The organism is Pontibacter rufus (assembly GCF_015694705.1).
GTDB lineage: Bacteria > Bacteroidota > Bacteroidia > Cytophagales > Hymenobacteraceae > Pontibacter > Pontibacter rufus.
The window spans coordinates 24,938-40,873 of record NZ_JADQDR010000003.1; the positions used below are offsets into that span (position 1 = coordinate 24,938).

Sequence of the window (15,936 nt, forward strand, 5' to 3'; positions counted from 1 at the left end):
TTTAGCCCGGGCACATGAAAAACATTCTAAAAAAATTCATACTTCCAAAACAAATTTTAAAGAGCGCCATCAAACCTTTTCTACCAACTTACGAAGTGGTTTGTACCAATTACCAGCTTATACCAGGCATGCCGGTAAATGGCAACACCTCTAAGCACCAGTTTGAAAAAGGCGCCGCCAAAGAAGCCCGTACGTTTTATGTGAAGGTCGTCAACTCCGATATGACCAAAACGATGGCGCCGGTGGAAGTGCATTTAAAGCGCCGCGGCAAAATAATCGACAAAGCACAGATTGGCCCGGTAGATGACCTCAAAAAGTATAAGATATATTACAAAGGTTAAGTATAGCCGCAGCCAAGTATAAAAATGCCCTCCCGATAAGGAAGGGCATTTTTATTTCCGGTAAAGTATAATTGCCCTGAATGGCCGCGGGAAACAGTTATAATGGCTTATATTACGACGTTGTCATTTTGGTGGTGAGAGAAATGTGTTATCTTGTATGCATAACTTAAATTTACCAGAGCAGCATGCCAACTGATAAAGAAACGCACAGCGCCTTTGCTTATATTAAGTATGAAGGAGCGCTGGTAGAAAACGGGTTCCTGGATGCCAGAAAAGCCGGCGAAGCGCTGCTAGGCATCGACGAAGCACTGCGATTTTTCATAAACCTCGAGAATCCTGATTTACAGAAAGTTGCATACGACATACCTGTACGCGTAAGCCAGGGGAGCTGGGAAACGCGCTTTTTAGAAAACTTTGATGCTTTGCTGCTTGAAAAAGCCGTTATGCACCAGGGCGGCAGGTTTTTTGAAACCGCGCTGGAGGAGATGGCGGAAGGCAGCTTTCAGGAATTCGGCTTTAAAGCTATTTTTAAGGATGCTTTTAAAGCGATGACCTGGATACTTAAAATGGCAAAACACCTTGGTTATCTGGCAAACAGAAAGATAGAACACCTGGAGTTTATTGGTGATAACAAAGTAAGCATTGTTAACAGTGAGGGGAAAACGCTGCATGTGCCGGCGCAGTATTTAAAACTTTTTGCCGCCTGTCCGCACGACCTGTTCCGGAAACTGGCCATTGTTATAGAAGAAGAACGGGAACTGGTGGTAGGCTACAACGACAGCAAAGACGCCAATTATGTAAGGATTGGCGCTGACAAGAAGTTTATTTTTATCCCGGATGAAGATGAAAATGAAGTGCTTTTCCCGGATTTGCAGCACAACAGCTACATCGAATTGGAGGGGCATATTTCGAGGGGAAACGAGAGCTCCAACACGCTGGGGTTCCTGTACCAGAACCACGTACTGACGTGTTATCCGAATGAGGGGAATATCAAAACCTTTAAGGGCGCCCTGTTCACCAATGTCATCGTGAAAGGCTTTGTAGACAGGCTTGACAAAAAGACCGGAGAACTGATAGAAAAACGCCCCCGCATCAGGTTTACCGAAATCTCATCTAACGAACCTACCGACAGGCAGCTAAAGCTGTTTTAACTTACCTCTGCCACACGCCATCCGGCATCACTATCGCATCTAGCGGCACATCAAACGGGTTTGGGTCAGCTATACTTTCAACAGGCGGCTCCAGTGATAACCCTATTTTCAGCACATCAGGGCGGCAATCGGCCAGAAAGCGATCGTAGAAGCCTTTGCCATAGCCGACGCGGTGGCCGCTTTTATCGAAAGCCAGCAAAGGGATGAGCACCACATCCACCTCCCCGGCAAGTATAAGCTGCGCGTTTTGCGGTTCGGGTATGCCCCAGGCGTTTTCCACCAACATAGCTTCGCCGGTCAGGTGATGGTGTGTAAGTATATTTCGCGTTACATCCATTACGGGCACTGCCACGCGTACTTCGGGGTACTCCTGCCACAGCCGTTCTATGATCAGCCAGGTATTTACCTCGTTGTTTTTGATGATCGGCAGAAAAACATGTACCGTTTGCCCGGCCTGCAGCGGAAAATGCGCAAAAAACAGATCTGCTATACGCTGGCTGCGCCGCTGCACTTCCGCAGCAGGAAGCGCGCGCCGCCATTGCAGCATTTGTTTGCGTAGCTCCGCCTTCCGCATTATGCTTCTTCCAGTATCGTGAATTTTAAATCAAACGGGTCAAAAGCTTCTGCCAGGGCAGGTATAAAATCCGGGTTGTTGGTTTTGTAGGAGAGTAAATTATCGTAGCGCTCCTGCAAACCGCCCCCGGGAAACAGCTTTTCTTTCAGATTCTCCAGTTGCTTAAAGGTTTGCTCGTGCTTGTTATCGCGGGCTTTGGATATTTTCTTTTCCAGCAGTTGCAGCGCGTTGTGCGCCTTCTGCTCCTCGGCTGCCACGGCTTTTACCAGGGTTGGATCTATACTTTCAGCCAGGCTTTTTACTTCTTCAAAAGCAGCAGCAACTGCTTGCTGCTGCGTATCCAGGCTTATTTCCTCCTCATGCAGCTGCCCGGATAGCTGCTTTTTCAGCTCCTGGTAATCTTTAAACAGATCTTCCGGCTGCAGGCCGAGTTTGTGCATGCGGCCGGCATTGCTGCGGCTGATGTATAGTCCCGAGTTGCGCAGCATCAGCACCGGAAACGCTACGTTACAGGCAGCAAACAGCTTTTTCAGCTGGAACCAGTAGGCTACTTCTGCTCCGCCGCCAATGTAAGCCAGGTTCGGCAACACCAGTTCCTCGTACAGCGGCCGTAGTATCACGTTCGGGCTGAAGCGTTCCGGGTGCTCCTTTGCCTCCTGCAATATCTCTGCCCGGCTAAAGCTAATATCGGTGTTGAGGATTTTATACTTGCCATCTTCCTGCACAATGCGCTCGCGCAGCCCATCTTTAAGGTAAAACAGGTTGATTTCCCGGGAATATACCTGCGGCTTATATCCCAGCTGTTCCAGTTCTGCGCTTGCTTCTTCTACTAATCTGTTTGATAATTGCTCCGTCAGTTCCTTTTCTACAACCGGCGTCAGCGCCTTTTTTAATTCCGCATCATCACCATCTATACTTACCAGGCCATAGTCGCCAAACAAAGCATGCGTAATCGTGCGCGTGGCATCAGCTAAATTTTTACTGTTGCGGTAGGCTTCCTCAAAAATCGGATAAGCTTCCGGCAGTTCTTCCAGCAGTTGCGCCATATCCGCTGTCGTGAAACGGCCAACAGCGCCGGTTTGGGCCGTTTCCCAGGTATAGGTTTTACCAAACAGGCTAAAGTGGTTGATTTCGGCGAAGTCGTGATCTTCGGTGGCCATCCAGTATACCGGCACAAAGTTATAATCCGGGTACTTCTCCTGCAGCTGCTTGCAGGTATTGATAGCCGTAATAATTTTATAGACGAAGTATAAGGGGCCGGTAAAAATATTGAGCTGGTGGCCGGTAGTAACAGTATAGGTATTGGGCTGCAGCAATAAATCAATGTTTTGCTGCACCTTTGGGTTTACTTCTACTACGGAAGCATACTGCTGCTGCAGCGCCTGGTGCAATGTCCGGCGCTGCTCCTGGCTGAAGCTTTTCTCTTTCAGCTGCGCCTCAAAGGCCTCTAAATCCGGGAAATGGTTGTAGAATGGTTGCAGCTCCTTGCTGCGGGAAAGGTAATCATGTATTGTTTGAGAGAAGGCGCCGGTTGCGGCATAATCCATCTTCGTTACTTTCATCGTAGAAACTTCCATCAGCGTGTTTGGCTTTGGTATAGCCCTTTTAACAGTTTAGCGGCAAATGTGTTGCAGCATCGGGCTATTTTGCCACAAAGTAACGGCTTTATTTTCTTTTTTGGACCAGGATTTAATGATTCCGGGATAGATAGGATTTGCAGCGATAAGGGTTCAGGTTAAAAGGAGAAATCTGTTTAAGACTCAATGCGTGTATGCGGTACAGATTTCTTACAGTAGCTTAACTTATCCGCTCCCAAACGTAAACAACGTTATACTTTAAACAAGCACAACTATGGGATTACTAAGTGGTATGATGGGACACGCGTCAGAGGTGTCTATCGAAAAAATAACAAAGGAATTTCAGCCAATGCTGCTGGAAAACGAAAGTATTGAAAGGGCGTTCAGGCTAATCCGGGATATGCTGGTATTTACCAACAAGCGCCTCATCCTGGTAAACAAGCAGGGTGTAACCGGCTCCAAAACCGACTACCAGAGCATTCCGTACGGCAGCATCAAAATGTTTTCCAAGGAGAGCGCCGGCATAGCAGATCTGGATGCGGAACTGAAAATATGGCTCACCGGCGAGACTGAACCCACCATAAAACAGGACTTCAAGAAAGGCGACAATATCAACGAAGCGTACCGGGTACTGAGCAAGTATGTACTGAAGTAACCTTACAGACAACAGGTATACATTTGCAGCGTTCGCATTCCCACAATTTTGTTGTAAATTTGTGTAAACAGCGGCAAGCTATGGCAGAAACGTATACTTCTGATTTCGGCACCATTCTGCTCTTCCTGATTGGGAGCGTTATTTTTGTGATGCTGGGCCTGTTCACGGCAAAACTGATTCGTCCGCACCGGCCCAACCCCGAAAAGTTGACGACTTACGAGAGCGGCGAGGAACCGATTGGCAATGCCTGGGTGCAGTTTAACCCGCGCTTTTATGTAGTAGCCCTCATCTTTATTATTTTTGATGTGGAGCTGGCTTTCCTGTTTCCTTGGGCTACGGTGTTTGGCCGCCGGGAATTAATTGAGGCGACAAATGGTGCCTGGGGCTGGTTTTCGCTCATCGAGATGTTTATCTTCATCGGTATACTTATACTAGGCCTCGCTTACGCCTGGGCCAAGGGGCACCTCGACTGGATTAAACCGAAGCCCATACTGCCGCAAAGCCGCTCCGGCATTCCGCCGGATGTATACCGGCAGTTTAACGCCCGGCAGGAAGCAAAGCGTGAAGCATAGCCGTTTGGAAGAAAGACAAAGGACAAAAGAAGAAAGAGAAAAAGGATGTATGTTGATTCATGCACCCTCATTCATAATTAGTAATTCTTAATTCGTAATTAAAGTTGGATAAGACAGGAGAAGGCGGCGTGGTGGTAACCAAACTCGACGACCTGCTCAATTGGGCGCGGCTGACTTCGCTGTTCCCGATGGGCTTCGGGCTGGCTTGCTGCGCCATTGAAATGATGGGCGCTTACGCGTCCGGGTATGATTTAGACCGCTTCGGCATTATCCCGAGGGCTTCGCCGCGGCAGTCGGATGTGATGATTGTGGCCGGCACCGTTACTTTTAAAATGGCCGACCGCGTACGCCGCCTGTATGAGCAGATGCCGGAGCCGCGTTATGTTATCTCGATGGGAAGCTGCTCTAACTGCGGTGGCCCGTACTGGGAGCACGGCTACCATGTGGTAAAGGGCGTAGACCGGATTATTCCGGTGGATGTATACGTGCCTGGTTGCCCGCCCAGGCCGGAAGCACTGATTGGTGGTTTTCTGCAACTACAGGAAATCATCCGCAAGGAAACCATACGTGCACCCCGCGCCGTGCAGCAAATCATGGCCAGACGCACCCAACAGGGCCAGCCGGTGGCAGATGCCGATGAAACTATCGAAAAAGCCCAGCATGCATAATCCGGCATTCAGTTATTCAAAAGTCAGTCATTCAAAATTATGACCTTCGAGGAGCTAAGAGATTTTATACTTGCGGAGTTTGGTACCGAAGTTATACTTGCTGAAAAGCCGGATAATTTACAGTCTTACCTGCTGTTGCAAACAGAGCGACTGCCGGAGGTATGCCTGGCGCTGCACGACAACGAACGCACTTATTTCGATTTCCTTTCATGCCTCACCGGCATAGACAACGGCCCCGAAGCCGGCACCATGGAGGTAGCCTATACTTTATACTCCATTCCCTACAACCACCACCTGACGCTGAAAGTACAGGTGCCACGCAACACGACCGCCGGGCAGCCGATGCCGGAAATACCATCCGTGAGCCACATCTGGCGTACTGCCGACTGGCACGAGCGCGAAGTGTTTGACATGTTTGGCATCCGTTTTACCAATCACCACGACCTGCGCCGCATCCTGTGTGCCGAAGACTGGGAAGGCCACCCGCTCCGCAAGGATTACGAGCTACAGGATTACTATCACGGCATTAAAGTACCTTACGACAACCACAACGAGAACAGCGGCTTCAGAGGAGAGCCCCAGCAACTGACAGGTATCCCAACGCCTTTTTCCGATAAGCGCGAGAAACCGGAAGTATAGATTTGGAAATGTGAAGGTGTGGGAATGAGCTAAATCATAGTCATGTTCACCCGCTTCATTCGAACTGGCGGTATGCGTGAGAATAATTTATTAGCAAATATTTTTTAGTACTTCCTTTATTCGTCTTTCTGCTTCTGTTTTGCTTATACCACTATAATAATCTTTTACTAAGTCATGCTCGAAGTCTTCATGGGGTATAATCTCTGGTCTTAAGTTTCCAGCTCTTGTAACTACCGTTGTCGGCACATTGATTGTTTCATCATAGCCAGCTAGGTTGTTACATAAATAGCCAAAATATGAAGTTTCATGTTCAGGGTCATTATAATTTTCCTGATAGTCTTTGAAGCTCTTTTCGCTCAATGAAACCCAGGCTCCATAGTCTAAACCCTCGCAATGATTATTCACCTTTAAGGTTAAACTACATCTAATGAACCTGTCAGTTCCATCGTCATATTCTATGGTGCAGAAGTCAGAACTTATAGTGGCTATCGCTTCTTTTCTGTCTTCTGATAAGTCCTGGTAATGTATAGGCGAGCTATAAGCCAGAGCAGGCCAGCTATCATGTTCTTTTTCACACTTTGTACAATTATACTTCATACCTGCAATTGCTAAACATCCTACTCACTATTCCAAGCTCTTAAAAAATACCGGTGAGTTGCCGTAAAGCGGTGTGCGGCCGTCCCATTTCTCAATAAACTGCTGCTGAATGAGCAGGGGCGTAAGTGTGCGCTGGCGCAGCTCATTGGCTCGTGCTTCGGCCTCTGCTTCCACTATTTTCTTGCGGGCCTGCGCTTCGGCTACTTTCAATTCATTTTCTACCTGCATAGCCTGCTGTACCGCTTTGTTTTTCAGGTTTACGGCCTGCACAATCACCTCCGGATATTGTAAGCCGCTGGTCATCTGCTCCAGGTCAAAGCCTTCCCGCTTCAGTGCGTTGCCGAGGGCCTGCTGCACTTTGTCTTCAAAGGACTGGCGGTTAGAGATGATGCTGTCGGTGCTGTATTGGTTAAACTGGATGCGGAAAGCATCGCGGGTATAGTTGTAGAGCGTGGTTTCGGTTATCTGGTCGATCTCTTTGCGGTATTTGCTGAATATCTGCGGGCTTTGGCCTGCTATAACCCGGAAGGAGATAGTTGGGTCTACGGTAAAAACGGAACCGTCTTTGGCGTTCACCGTGAAGGGCGCATAGTCTACGGTCTGCACAAAAGTCGGGAACTGGAATACTTCTTCGGTAAGCGGATTATACCACACGCGCCCCGTTACCAGGCTCACGTCCTGCACGCCCTTGTCGGTGCCGTAGAGTTTTACAAGAATGCCTTCGTGGCCGGCATCGATGCGGGTGCAGGACTGCATGGCCGTAATCGAGAAGGCAAGTATCAGAATGAACGCAATGCTCCAGGTGAGAATCTGTCGGGTCATCAGGCTTTTAGTTTAGAGAGGGAAAAACGAATAACAAAGAAATTAACAAGTATAAGTATAGCCAGCAACACCAGGCCAAGTATAACTGCAGCATCCGAAGGCTGACGGATAAGCGTGGTTACCTCGGTATAAGCAAAAATATCAGCTGCCAGCAGCAGGCCCAGCAAAAGTATGTATTGGAATTTCATGATTGGGAGCGGCTGCGGCTATCTTAAAGCCGGTAAATCTGAAAACATATTTTATTTTCCAAATATACATAGTATAAACAGACTGCGCAACTGCTGCGTGTGGGATGGTGCAACAGCAGCGCAGCAATTAGAGAGAGCCCTGAACAGCCGGCAGTTTGCCGGTGTGCCCGGATGTTGTTTAGGAAGCAGAATGCGTACGAACCGGAATGTTGGTTTTTACAGAACGAAGAGAAACTACAGGTTTGTAGTTATAACGCGGCAGGTAACCGAGTATTATGCAAACGTACTAACCTATCTGCTTACAGCTTTGGGAGCAGCAGTAAAACAACAGCAGGGCAAGCAAAATTAAATAAATTCGCTTGCCCTGCTGTTGTTTTTAACGGATTAATAACCCGGTATTCCTTACTCAGTATTTGTTACTGATTGTCGACATCAATATCTTTGGTATCCGTATCGTAGGTAGTATCAATGTCTCGTGTAGTAGTTTCTACTTCAAGTTCTGATACAGTGGTATCACTGTCTATTACAGTACCGTCTGTACCTTCAGTGGCGGCTCCGTCGTTGTTACCGCAGGAGTAAAGGCTAAGCGAACCAAGAACAAGGGCACTTGCAAAAAATAGCTTTTTCATGTTTTAAGTATTTAGGTCTCAGAATTGTTTAACACCTGACATTATAACTCAGGCAGCAATCTTTATAATATATATTATATGTTTGCTTAACGATTTGCTGCTTAGAAAGTTTATATTTTTGTTTAATTAATTAGCTTCTAGTGCCTTAATTCAGCAACCAAGGCCTTTTTCACCTCTCATTTTCTAATGTCTTTTCCGCTATCAGGCAATGATGGTAAGCACCACATCCAAGCCAACTATGGGTTTATACAAGAAATCCCTTATTGATTTATCTATCTCTTCCTATGGTATTGATTACAACGGCTCGTACATGAGGTGAACAAGGCGCAGCCGAAGTTTTGCTCATGTGCTTTGTTGAGCTGAGGTTTATTTATTTTCTCGCTTGATGTACCAAGGCACATGTTTTCTTTTTGCCAAAACACCTCTAACTTTTTTCTTCTTTAGCTTCCCATTTTCATCAATGGCCATCAATCTTTTTCTACTATAGTATAGCCTTTCTGGAACTGAATTTATACTTTGCCCACCACTAGTAATCAAACTCATGGCATACTCTTCAGCAGATATTGATTCGGCTTTATCATCCAAGGACAGGACCAGCGAATCAGCCACACTATCGCCATTCTTCACAAGCTTAAGCGTATCATAAACAGGCTTAATATTGATGTAGATAGTGTCTTTACTTACTTTCCATGTGCCTTTAGTCCAGTTTGAAGCTAAATCAAAATGCCAAACTTGCTCAAAAGTTAAGTCAGAGTTCAACTTAAGTTTACTTCCAAAGTAGTTATAGTATTCTCCTGCATATTTATCTTGAGCAAATAAGTCAAGTGACACTACTGAGAGGAAGACTACTATTAATGATAATTTCATTCATTTTAACTTTTGCCTAACTAATTGCTAAACGGAGTTACTCCGTTTATACTACTAAATACAGATAGCTAAATGTAACTGAACTACCGAATATATTATATATACGAAATATAATAATTTATATTAAAAATCAGCATCGTCAATCCTCTATAAGTTGGGCGCATCAGGATGCCCCAACAAACTGCTGTTTTAAATCCCCCTTTTTTACGACCTTTGCACAACTTTTTAACTTTCTAACTCAAAGCCGTGTCCACCATTTATACAGACTACCTGCTGCAGTCGGAGCCGAACAAATTCGGACTGGATGGCCTGAAGGCGGGCGAGATGATTGTGAACATGGGGCCCCAGCACCCGAGCACGCACGGCGTATTGCGCCTGGAGGTGGTAACGGACGGCGAAGTTGTACAGGAAGTAGTACCGCACATCGGTTACCTGCACCGCTGCTTCGAGAAGCACGCCGAAAACATGGCCTACAACCAGACCATCCCTTACGTAGACCGCATGGATTACCTGGCCGCCATGAATTCGGAGCATGTATGGTGCATGGGTGTGGAGAAGCTGCTGGGCATCACGGACCATATTCCGAAACGGGTGGAGTATATCCGTGTGTTAGTCACGGAACTCAACCGCATTGCTTCACATTTTGTTGCCATTGGCACCTATGCCATCGATATCGGCGCTTTTACGCCTTTCCTGTGGCTGCTGCGCGACCGCGAACACATACAACGCCTGCTGGAATGGGTGTCCGGCGCCCGGATGCTGTATAATTATATCTGGGTAGGCGGTTTATACTATGATTTGCCCATTGGCTTTGAGGAGCGCTGCCGCGAATTTGTGAATTACCTGCTGCCCAAGCTGGACGAACTGGATACCATTCTTTTAGAGAACAAAATTTTTATCGACCGCACGGCCAACGTGGGTGTGCTGCCCCTGGATGTCGCCATTAACTATGCCTGCTCCGGCCCGATGCTGCGTGGCTCCGGCCTGAAGTATGATTTGCGCCGCATAGACGGCTACAGTGTGTACCCGGAGCTGGACTTTGACGTGCCTACCGGAAAAGGCCTGGCCGGCACCACCGGCGATTGCTGGGACCGCAACTATGTGCGGGCGCTGGAATGCCGGGAATCCGTAAAAATTATACAGCAATGCCTCAATCGCCTCACCGGCGACTACAAGCGCACACCCGACTTTGATCCGCAGGCGGCGTGCCCCAAAAAGCTGCGCACAATGGGTAGCCGGGAACTATACTTTAGAGGTGAAACGCCACGCGGCGAACTGGGCTACTACTTCCGCACCACCGACCGCAGCGACGTTCCATTTCGCGTCAAAGGCCGTGCGCCCAGCTTCGTAAACCTGTCGGTGCTGCCTGAGATAACCCGCGGCTGTATGGTAGCCGATTTAATTGCCATCGTAGGTTCTATAGATATTGTGCTGGGCGAGGTAGATAGGTAACAGGGGTAGGCCCATTGCTTTCTGAAGTATTCCTGCCTGGATTCTGTAACAAATCTGTCGTTTCGCATTTTATTGGAAGGTTCTAAAACCTCCCGCTTTGTGCTCCGTTATTTTATATCTGTAATAACTGATGTAACGCACTTAGAGCACTTATACCTTGAAACCAGCTAATTTTATAACCGCACAGTTGCTGTGGCTGAGCGTACTGCTTGCCCCGGCCCCAACGCTAGCGCAAATACAGCCTCAAAAAACGCTTGATGCTGATACAGCCAATGTCATTCCCGCCGACTCGGTGCTGCCCGGGCAAAAACATCCTTTTACCGATGCACAGCGCCTGGAAGGCGACGATGGGCATTTTCTGAAACGAGCCGTTATACCGGCGGCGGCTCTGGTAGCTGCGGGGCTTTATACCATACAGGGCCATGGGGTTTTCAGCAGTTTTGATGCCCGTGATGCCCGCAACCGGAATACACCAAATTTCAGCACCAAAATAGACGACTATCTTTTCTTTACGCCTATTGTCGGCCTGTACGCGTTTGACCTTCTCTCCTCCCAGAACCGCCACGACATCCGCCGCCAGACAGGCTTGCTGTTAGCTTCCGGCGTACTGACAACCGCCATTGTATTTCCGTTCAAAAATCTTACCGATATCGACAGGCCCAACGGCAATCCGACAGCTTTTCCGTCGGGGCATACGGCATATGCTTTCACCATCGCAACTTTAATGGACAAGGAGTTCAGGCACAAGAGTCCCTGGATAAGTGTGGGCAGCTATGCCGTGGCCGGTGCGACCGGCGTCATGCGGGTGCTCAACAACGAGCACTGGATGGCTGACGTGCTGGCGGGCGCAGGTGTGGGCATACTTTCTGTAAATACAATCTACTGGCTGGAATCGAAGATAGCCCAAAACAAGGGCCTGAATACTGCCCTGATACCGGTGGTGCTGCCAAACGGCCAGCCGGGCATGGGTTTCGTGCTGCAGTTTTAAGCAGGCAGCGTTTTCAACGGCAAAGTATAAACCAGGTACCCGCGCCACAGGCGGAGTTCAGGCTTTTGTTTTATCTTTGCCGGATGCCGTACTTTCGTTTGCTGCTTACTTTATACCTTTTTCTAGCTGCTGTAACAGCTTCAGCACAGCTGCGAACTGTTCGCGGCACGGTGCGCGATGCGCAAACCAATGAGAAACTGGCTTTTGTAAGTATAGCCGCCAACGCAGGCGAAACCGGCACCACCACCAACCTGGAGGGCGAATATCAGCTGCGGCACTTAAGGCCTATCCAAAGTCTTCGTTTCAGTTATGTAGGGTATGCGCCTCAGGTTATTCCGGTTGATTCTTCTGAAACAATAAATGTGTGGCTGCAGCCCGCCATGGCGCAGTTGCAGGAGGTAACGGTGCTCGCTTCCGGCGAGAACCTGGCCCATCGTATTATCCGGCTGGCTATACAGAACAGGGAACGCAACGACATCAAAAACCTGCCTGCCTATACTTACCGCACCTACAACAAGTTTATACTTACCGCCACCGATGCCCAGAATATCGATCTGAGCGATACGCTGCAACTCTCTCCAAAAGATTCTGCTTACCTGCAAATGCGCCACCTGCTGGCCCGGCAGCACCTCTTCCTGGCCGAAAGCGTTACTGATTATGCTTTTCTGCAACCTAACCTGCGCAAAGAAACCATACTTGCCACACACGTATCCGGGTTGCAGCAGCCCAGCTTTGGCATTGTAGCTGCAGAGGCCCGCGATTTTTCGGTATACGATGATATGCCCGTATTCTTTGGCAAGCACTATCTCAGCCCCCTGAGTCCCGGCAGTACCCGCAAGTATAATTTTGTATTGCAGGAAACTTCGGTATTAGGGCAGGATACCGTTTTTATCATTTCTTTTAAACCGGAGGAAGGGAAGAATTTTGAAGGCTTGAAAGGTTTGCTCTACATCAACAGTAATGGCTGGGCGGTACAAAATGTGCTGGCTCAGACGGCTGCCAACGGCGAGCAGCGCGGCCTGAAACTGCAACAACAATTTGAACAGACAGGGCCGCAGCAGCAGTGGTTCCCTACCGAGCTGGATGTGGAGATTACGGTACCGCAGGTGGCGTTGCGCGGCCATCAGCCTTACGGGCACATCCGCACCTATATCACCAACATCAACCTGAACCCCGGCCTGCACAAGTCTGACTTTGGCGTGGTAGCCCTCCGGCAATTGCCTGATGCTGCCAGCCAGACCAATGATTTCTGGAACCGGCAGCGGCCCGATTCCCTGAACCAACTGGAGCTGCGCACCTACACGCGCCTCGACAGCATCGGCAAAGCTGAAAAACTGGATCGCACCCTGCGCTTCGTCGAATTCCTGACAACAAAACAACTGCCACTCGGCCCTGTCAGTCTTGATCTGAACCGCCTGCTGCGCCTCAGTGATTTCGAGGGGCTACGGCTGGGCGCCGGCCTGCATACCAACAGCCGCTTGTCAGAACGATTTTCGGTGGGTGGCTACTGGGGCTACGGTTTTAAAGATGAAGCAACCAAGTATGGCGCCGATGCATCAGTTATACTTTACAAGCCGCTGGAATTGCAACTACAGGCAGCATACTTTCAGGATCTGGTGGAGCCGGGCGGCAGAAGATTGCCTTTTAGAGGCGAGGGGCTGCTGCTGAAGGATTTGCGCTGGGCGCTGCTCCCGTATCTGGATTATACTACCCATTACAGTGCCTCGTTATCCGGCAGACTGCAACGCTACCTGCAGCTGCAAACCACCCTGCGCCACGAAAAGCGGCGGACAACCCTTGATGCGGCCCTGGGCAAGTATAACCTGACAGAAGGTGTAGTAAGCCTGCGTTATGCCTACGGAGAACAATTTATGGAGCAGTTTCATCAGCGAATGGCCCTGCCAAATGAGTACCCGGTATTGTGGCTGCAATACACGCGCGGCTTCGATGGCTTGCTGGACGGTAACTATAGCTACAACAAGTATGAAATGCGGCTGGAGGCCTCGTACCGCCACCGCACTTTTGGCCAGAGCCGCTTAACCTTTGCAGGAGGCTATGTGGATGGCGTTGCGCCGCTTGTAAGCCTCTTTAACGGTTACGGCAGCTACAGTGCCGATTACAGTGTGTATGCCGGCGAAGGCTTTGAAACCATGCGCCCGTTTGAGTTTTTCTCCGATCGTTATGCGGCCCTGTTTGTACAGCAGGACTTCGGCAAGCGCCTTTTCCGCACTAAGTTTTTCCACCCGGATATCGTAGCTGTCACCAACATTGGCTTCGGGGATTTAGAACAACCACTGTCGGAACAATCTTTCCAGACAATGCGCAAAGGTTTTTATGAGTCGGGGCTGCTGCTGAACAACATCATCCAGTCTGCTTTTTCGGGCATAGGTGCGGCTGCTTTTTACCGCTATGGCCCTTATGCCGCCGCTTCCCCGAAAGATAACCTGGTGCTGAAGTTTACGGTAACACTGGCGTTTTAGGCCTGCTGAACAGAACTCGCGGCGTACGCACCTGTCCCGAGTGTCTGGGCGACAGGCGCAATACCCGTGTACTTTTCCTCCAACATCCTTAAAACCTGACATGGCAAACGCAGTATAGGTAGGTAAGCCTCAAACAAGCCATACTATGAAACTTCTGACTGCTGCGCAAACCCGGGAAGCTGATGCTTATACCATCGCGGAAAAAAATATAACTTCTCTGGAGTTGATGGAGCGCGCAGCCAAAGCTTTTGCCGGATGGTTTGAGAACAAGTTTCAACCCACTGAACAGGTAAGCATCTTTTGCGGACCGGGCAACAACGGCGGCGATGGACTGGCGGTGGCACGGCTGCTGCTAGAGCGCAGTTACCAGGTACAGGTACTTATCGTGGGTGATACCGCCAAAGCTTCCGCAGATTTTAAAGCCAACCTGGATCGTCTTCCTCCACAGGTAAAACAGCAGCACATACAGCAGGAGCAGGATATCCCTGATGTTTCCGCAAACGGCTGTATCATAGATGCCCTGTTCGGCACGGGCCTTAACCGCCCGGTTACTGGTATTTATGCCAAAGTGATAGCACGGTTAAACGACAGCGGCGCCACTATTACGGCCATCGACATACCTTCCGGCCTTTATGCCGACAGCCAGACACCGCCTGAAAGTGCCATCGTCAAAGCCAGCTATACTATCAGTTTCCAGTTGCCGAAATTAGCCTTCCTGCTGCCACAGCACGAGGCCTATGTGGGCGAGTGGCATGTAGTACCCATCGGCCTGAGTGAGAAATTTATTTCGCAAGCCGATACGCATTTATACTATACCATGCAGCAAGATGTGCAGCAGTTGCTTAAGCCCCGGAAAAAGTTCTCGCATAAAGGTTTGTACGGGCATGCACTGCTACTGGCTGGTGGCTTTGGCAAAATGGGCGCTGCCGTGCTGGCTTCCCGCGCCTGCCTGCGGGCAGGTGTTGGCCTGCTTACCATCCAGGCCCCTGCGGCAGGTTACGACATACTACAGACAGCCGTACCGGAAGCTATGACGCTGGTAGATAAAAACCGCAGGCACCTCTCGCACCTGCCGCCAGAAACAGATAAGTATAACGTAATTGGCGTGGGGCCCGGCATCGGTACAGAACGTGTTACCAAAACCGCTATCGGCCAGTTGCTGGCTACCAGCACACAACCACTCGTCATCGATGCTGATGCCATCAACATCATTGGCAGCAGCGATAAATTGCAGGCGCAGCTCCCGGAAAACAAGGTCATCTTTACGCCGCACCCCAAAGAATTTGAGCGGCTGGTAGGCAAGAGCAACAACGATTACGACCGCCTGCAGGACATGCTGGAGTTCTGCCGCATACATACCTGCTACATGGTATTGAAAGGCAGCAACACCGCTATCGGCACGCCTCACGGAAACATATACTTCAATACCACCGGCAATCCGGGCATGGCTACCGGCGGCACCGGCGATGTGCTCACAGGCGTAATTACAGCCCTGGTAGCGCAGCAGTATAGTTTGGAAGATGCCTGCCGCCTGGGTGCGTATGTACACGGCCTTGCCGGTGATCTGGCAATGAAAACAGTAGGAGAGATTTCGATGACGGCTTCTGACGTGATAGATCATCTGCCACAGGCATTTATGCAGCTTTAGATTCGTTTATAGTATCCGGGTAATTTTATATACTGATATCCGGCCATCCTGAATTATACTTTATAACGAGGTCTTCATGTATAATTAA

General features: G+C 49.2%; 17 protein-coding genes. 10 read left to right on the forward strand and 7 right to left on the reverse strand.

The genetic code is table 11. The features are described from left to right. The first annotated feature begins 14 nt into the window (after positions 1–14). On the forward strand, positions 15–341 hold the full coding sequence (locus tag I2I11_RS06255) for a hypothetical protein (RefSeq protein ID WP_196266833.1): 327 nt from the start codon (positions 15–17) through the stop codon (positions 339–341). A 185-nt stretch (positions 342–526) separates the two neighbouring features. Beyond that, positions 527–1,492, forward strand: a complete 966-nt coding sequence (locus tag I2I11_RS06260) for a hypothetical protein (RefSeq protein ID WP_196266834.1) — start codon at positions 527–529, stop codon at positions 1,490–1,492. A gap of 1 nt (position 1,493) precedes the next feature. Here the strand turns inward: I2I11_RS06260 and I2I11_RS06265 are convergent, their stop codons facing one another. Together I2I11_RS06265 and bshC are read right to left on the reverse strand one after the other, a co-directional pair. Beyond that, positions 1,494–2,066 (reverse strand): 5-formyltetrahydrofolate cyclo-ligase, encoded by a 573-nt coding sequence (locus I2I11_RS06265; RefSeq protein ID WP_196266835.1) that lies wholly within the window; start codon positions 2,064–2,066, stop codon positions 1,494–1,496. Then, the gene (bshC, locus tag I2I11_RS06270) at positions 2,066–3,643 is read right to left on the reverse strand and encodes a bacillithiol biosynthesis cysteine-adding enzyme BshC (RefSeq protein ID WP_196266836.1); all 1,578 of its coding nucleotides are present in this window, start codon (positions 3,641–3,643) and stop codon (positions 2,066–2,068) included. Before bshC ends, I2I11_RS06265 begins: the two co-directional genes overlap by 1 nt. Positions 3,644–3,917: 274 nt before the next feature. Here bshC and I2I11_RS06275 point away from each other — a divergent pair, with 274 nt between their 5' ends. The 4 genes from I2I11_RS06275 (at position 3,918) to I2I11_RS06290 (ending at position 6,177) form a co-directional block, all read left to right on the forward strand. Beyond that, entirely contained in the window at positions 3,918–4,298 is a 381-nt protein-coding gene (locus I2I11_RS06275; RefSeq protein ID WP_230679938.1) for a PH domain-containing protein, read from the forward strand. 80 nt (positions 4,299–4,378) lie between these two features. After that, positions 4,379–4,870: an NADH-quinone oxidoreductase subunit A gene (locus I2I11_RS06280; protein WP_196266837.1), complete on the forward strand. Its 492-nt coding sequence runs from the start codon at positions 4,379–4,381 to the stop codon at positions 4,868–4,870. Positions 4,871–4,974: 104 nt separating this feature from the next. Continuing rightward, complete coding sequence (gene nuoB / locus I2I11_RS06285) at positions 4,975–5,538, forward strand: NADH-quinone oxidoreductase subunit NuoB (protein ID WP_196266838.1); 564 nt, start codon at positions 4,975–4,977, stop codon at positions 5,536–5,538. A gap of 39 nt (positions 5,539–5,577) precedes the next feature. Then, the gene (locus I2I11_RS06290; RefSeq protein WP_196266839.1) at positions 5,578–6,177 is read left to right on the forward strand and encodes an NADH-quinone oxidoreductase subunit C; all 600 of its coding nucleotides are present in this window, start codon (positions 5,578–5,580) and stop codon (positions 6,175–6,177) included. A gap of 90 nt (positions 6,178–6,267) precedes the next feature. Here the strand turns inward: I2I11_RS06290 and I2I11_RS06295 are convergent, their stop codons facing one another. From I2I11_RS06295 to I2I11_RS06315, 5 genes are all read right to left on the reverse strand, one after another. Further along, positions 6,268–6,774, reverse strand: a complete 507-nt coding sequence (locus I2I11_RS06295) for a DUF2199 domain-containing protein (protein ID WP_196266840.1) — start codon at positions 6,772–6,774, stop codon at positions 6,268–6,270. 27 nt (positions 6,775–6,801) lie between these two features. After that, entirely contained in the window at positions 6,802–7,596 is a 795-nt protein-coding gene (locus tag I2I11_RS06300; protein ID WP_196266841.1) for an SPFH domain-containing protein, read from the reverse strand. Then, the gene (locus I2I11_RS06305) at positions 7,596–7,784 is read right to left on the reverse strand and encodes a hypothetical protein (protein WP_196266842.1); all 189 of its coding nucleotides are present in this window, start codon (positions 7,782–7,784) and stop codon (positions 7,596–7,598) included. The genes I2I11_RS06300 and I2I11_RS06305 overlap by 1 nt, the downstream gene beginning before the upstream one ends. A gap of 416 nt (positions 7,785–8,200) precedes the next feature. After that, on the reverse strand, positions 8,201–8,413 hold the full coding sequence (locus I2I11_RS06310) for a hypothetical protein (RefSeq protein ID WP_196266843.1): 213 nt from the start codon (positions 8,411–8,413) through the stop codon (positions 8,201–8,203). 366 nt (positions 8,414–8,779) lie between these two features. Beyond that, complete coding sequence (locus I2I11_RS06315; protein WP_196266844.1) at positions 8,780–9,280, reverse strand: hypothetical protein; 501 nt, start codon at positions 9,278–9,280, stop codon at positions 8,780–8,782. Positions 9,281–9,526: 246 nt separating this feature from the next. Between I2I11_RS06315 and I2I11_RS06320 the strand changes: the two genes are divergently transcribed. The 4 genes from I2I11_RS06320 (at position 9,527) to I2I11_RS06335 (ending at position 15,848) form a co-directional block, all read left to right on the forward strand. Further along, positions 9,527–10,732 (forward strand): NADH-quinone oxidoreductase subunit D, encoded by a 1,206-nt coding sequence (locus I2I11_RS06320; protein ID WP_196266845.1) that lies wholly within the window; start codon positions 9,527–9,529, stop codon positions 10,730–10,732. 157 nt (positions 10,733–10,889) lie between these two features. Continuing rightward, on the forward strand, positions 10,890–11,720 hold the full coding sequence (locus tag I2I11_RS06325) for a phosphatase PAP2 family protein (protein WP_230679939.1): 831 nt from the start codon (positions 10,890–10,892) through the stop codon (positions 11,718–11,720). Between the two features lie 83 nt (positions 11,721–11,803). Next, positions 11,804–14,200, forward strand: a complete 2,397-nt coding sequence (locus I2I11_RS06330; protein ID WP_196266846.1) for a DUF5686 and carboxypeptidase-like regulatory domain-containing protein — start codon at positions 11,804–11,806, stop codon at positions 14,198–14,200. Between the two features lie 145 nt (positions 14,201–14,345). Then, positions 14,346–15,848 (forward strand): NAD(P)H-hydrate dehydratase, encoded by a 1,503-nt coding sequence (locus I2I11_RS06335; protein WP_196266847.1) that lies wholly within the window; start codon positions 14,346–14,348, stop codon positions 15,846–15,848. Positions 15,849–15,936 lie beyond the last annotated feature (88 nt).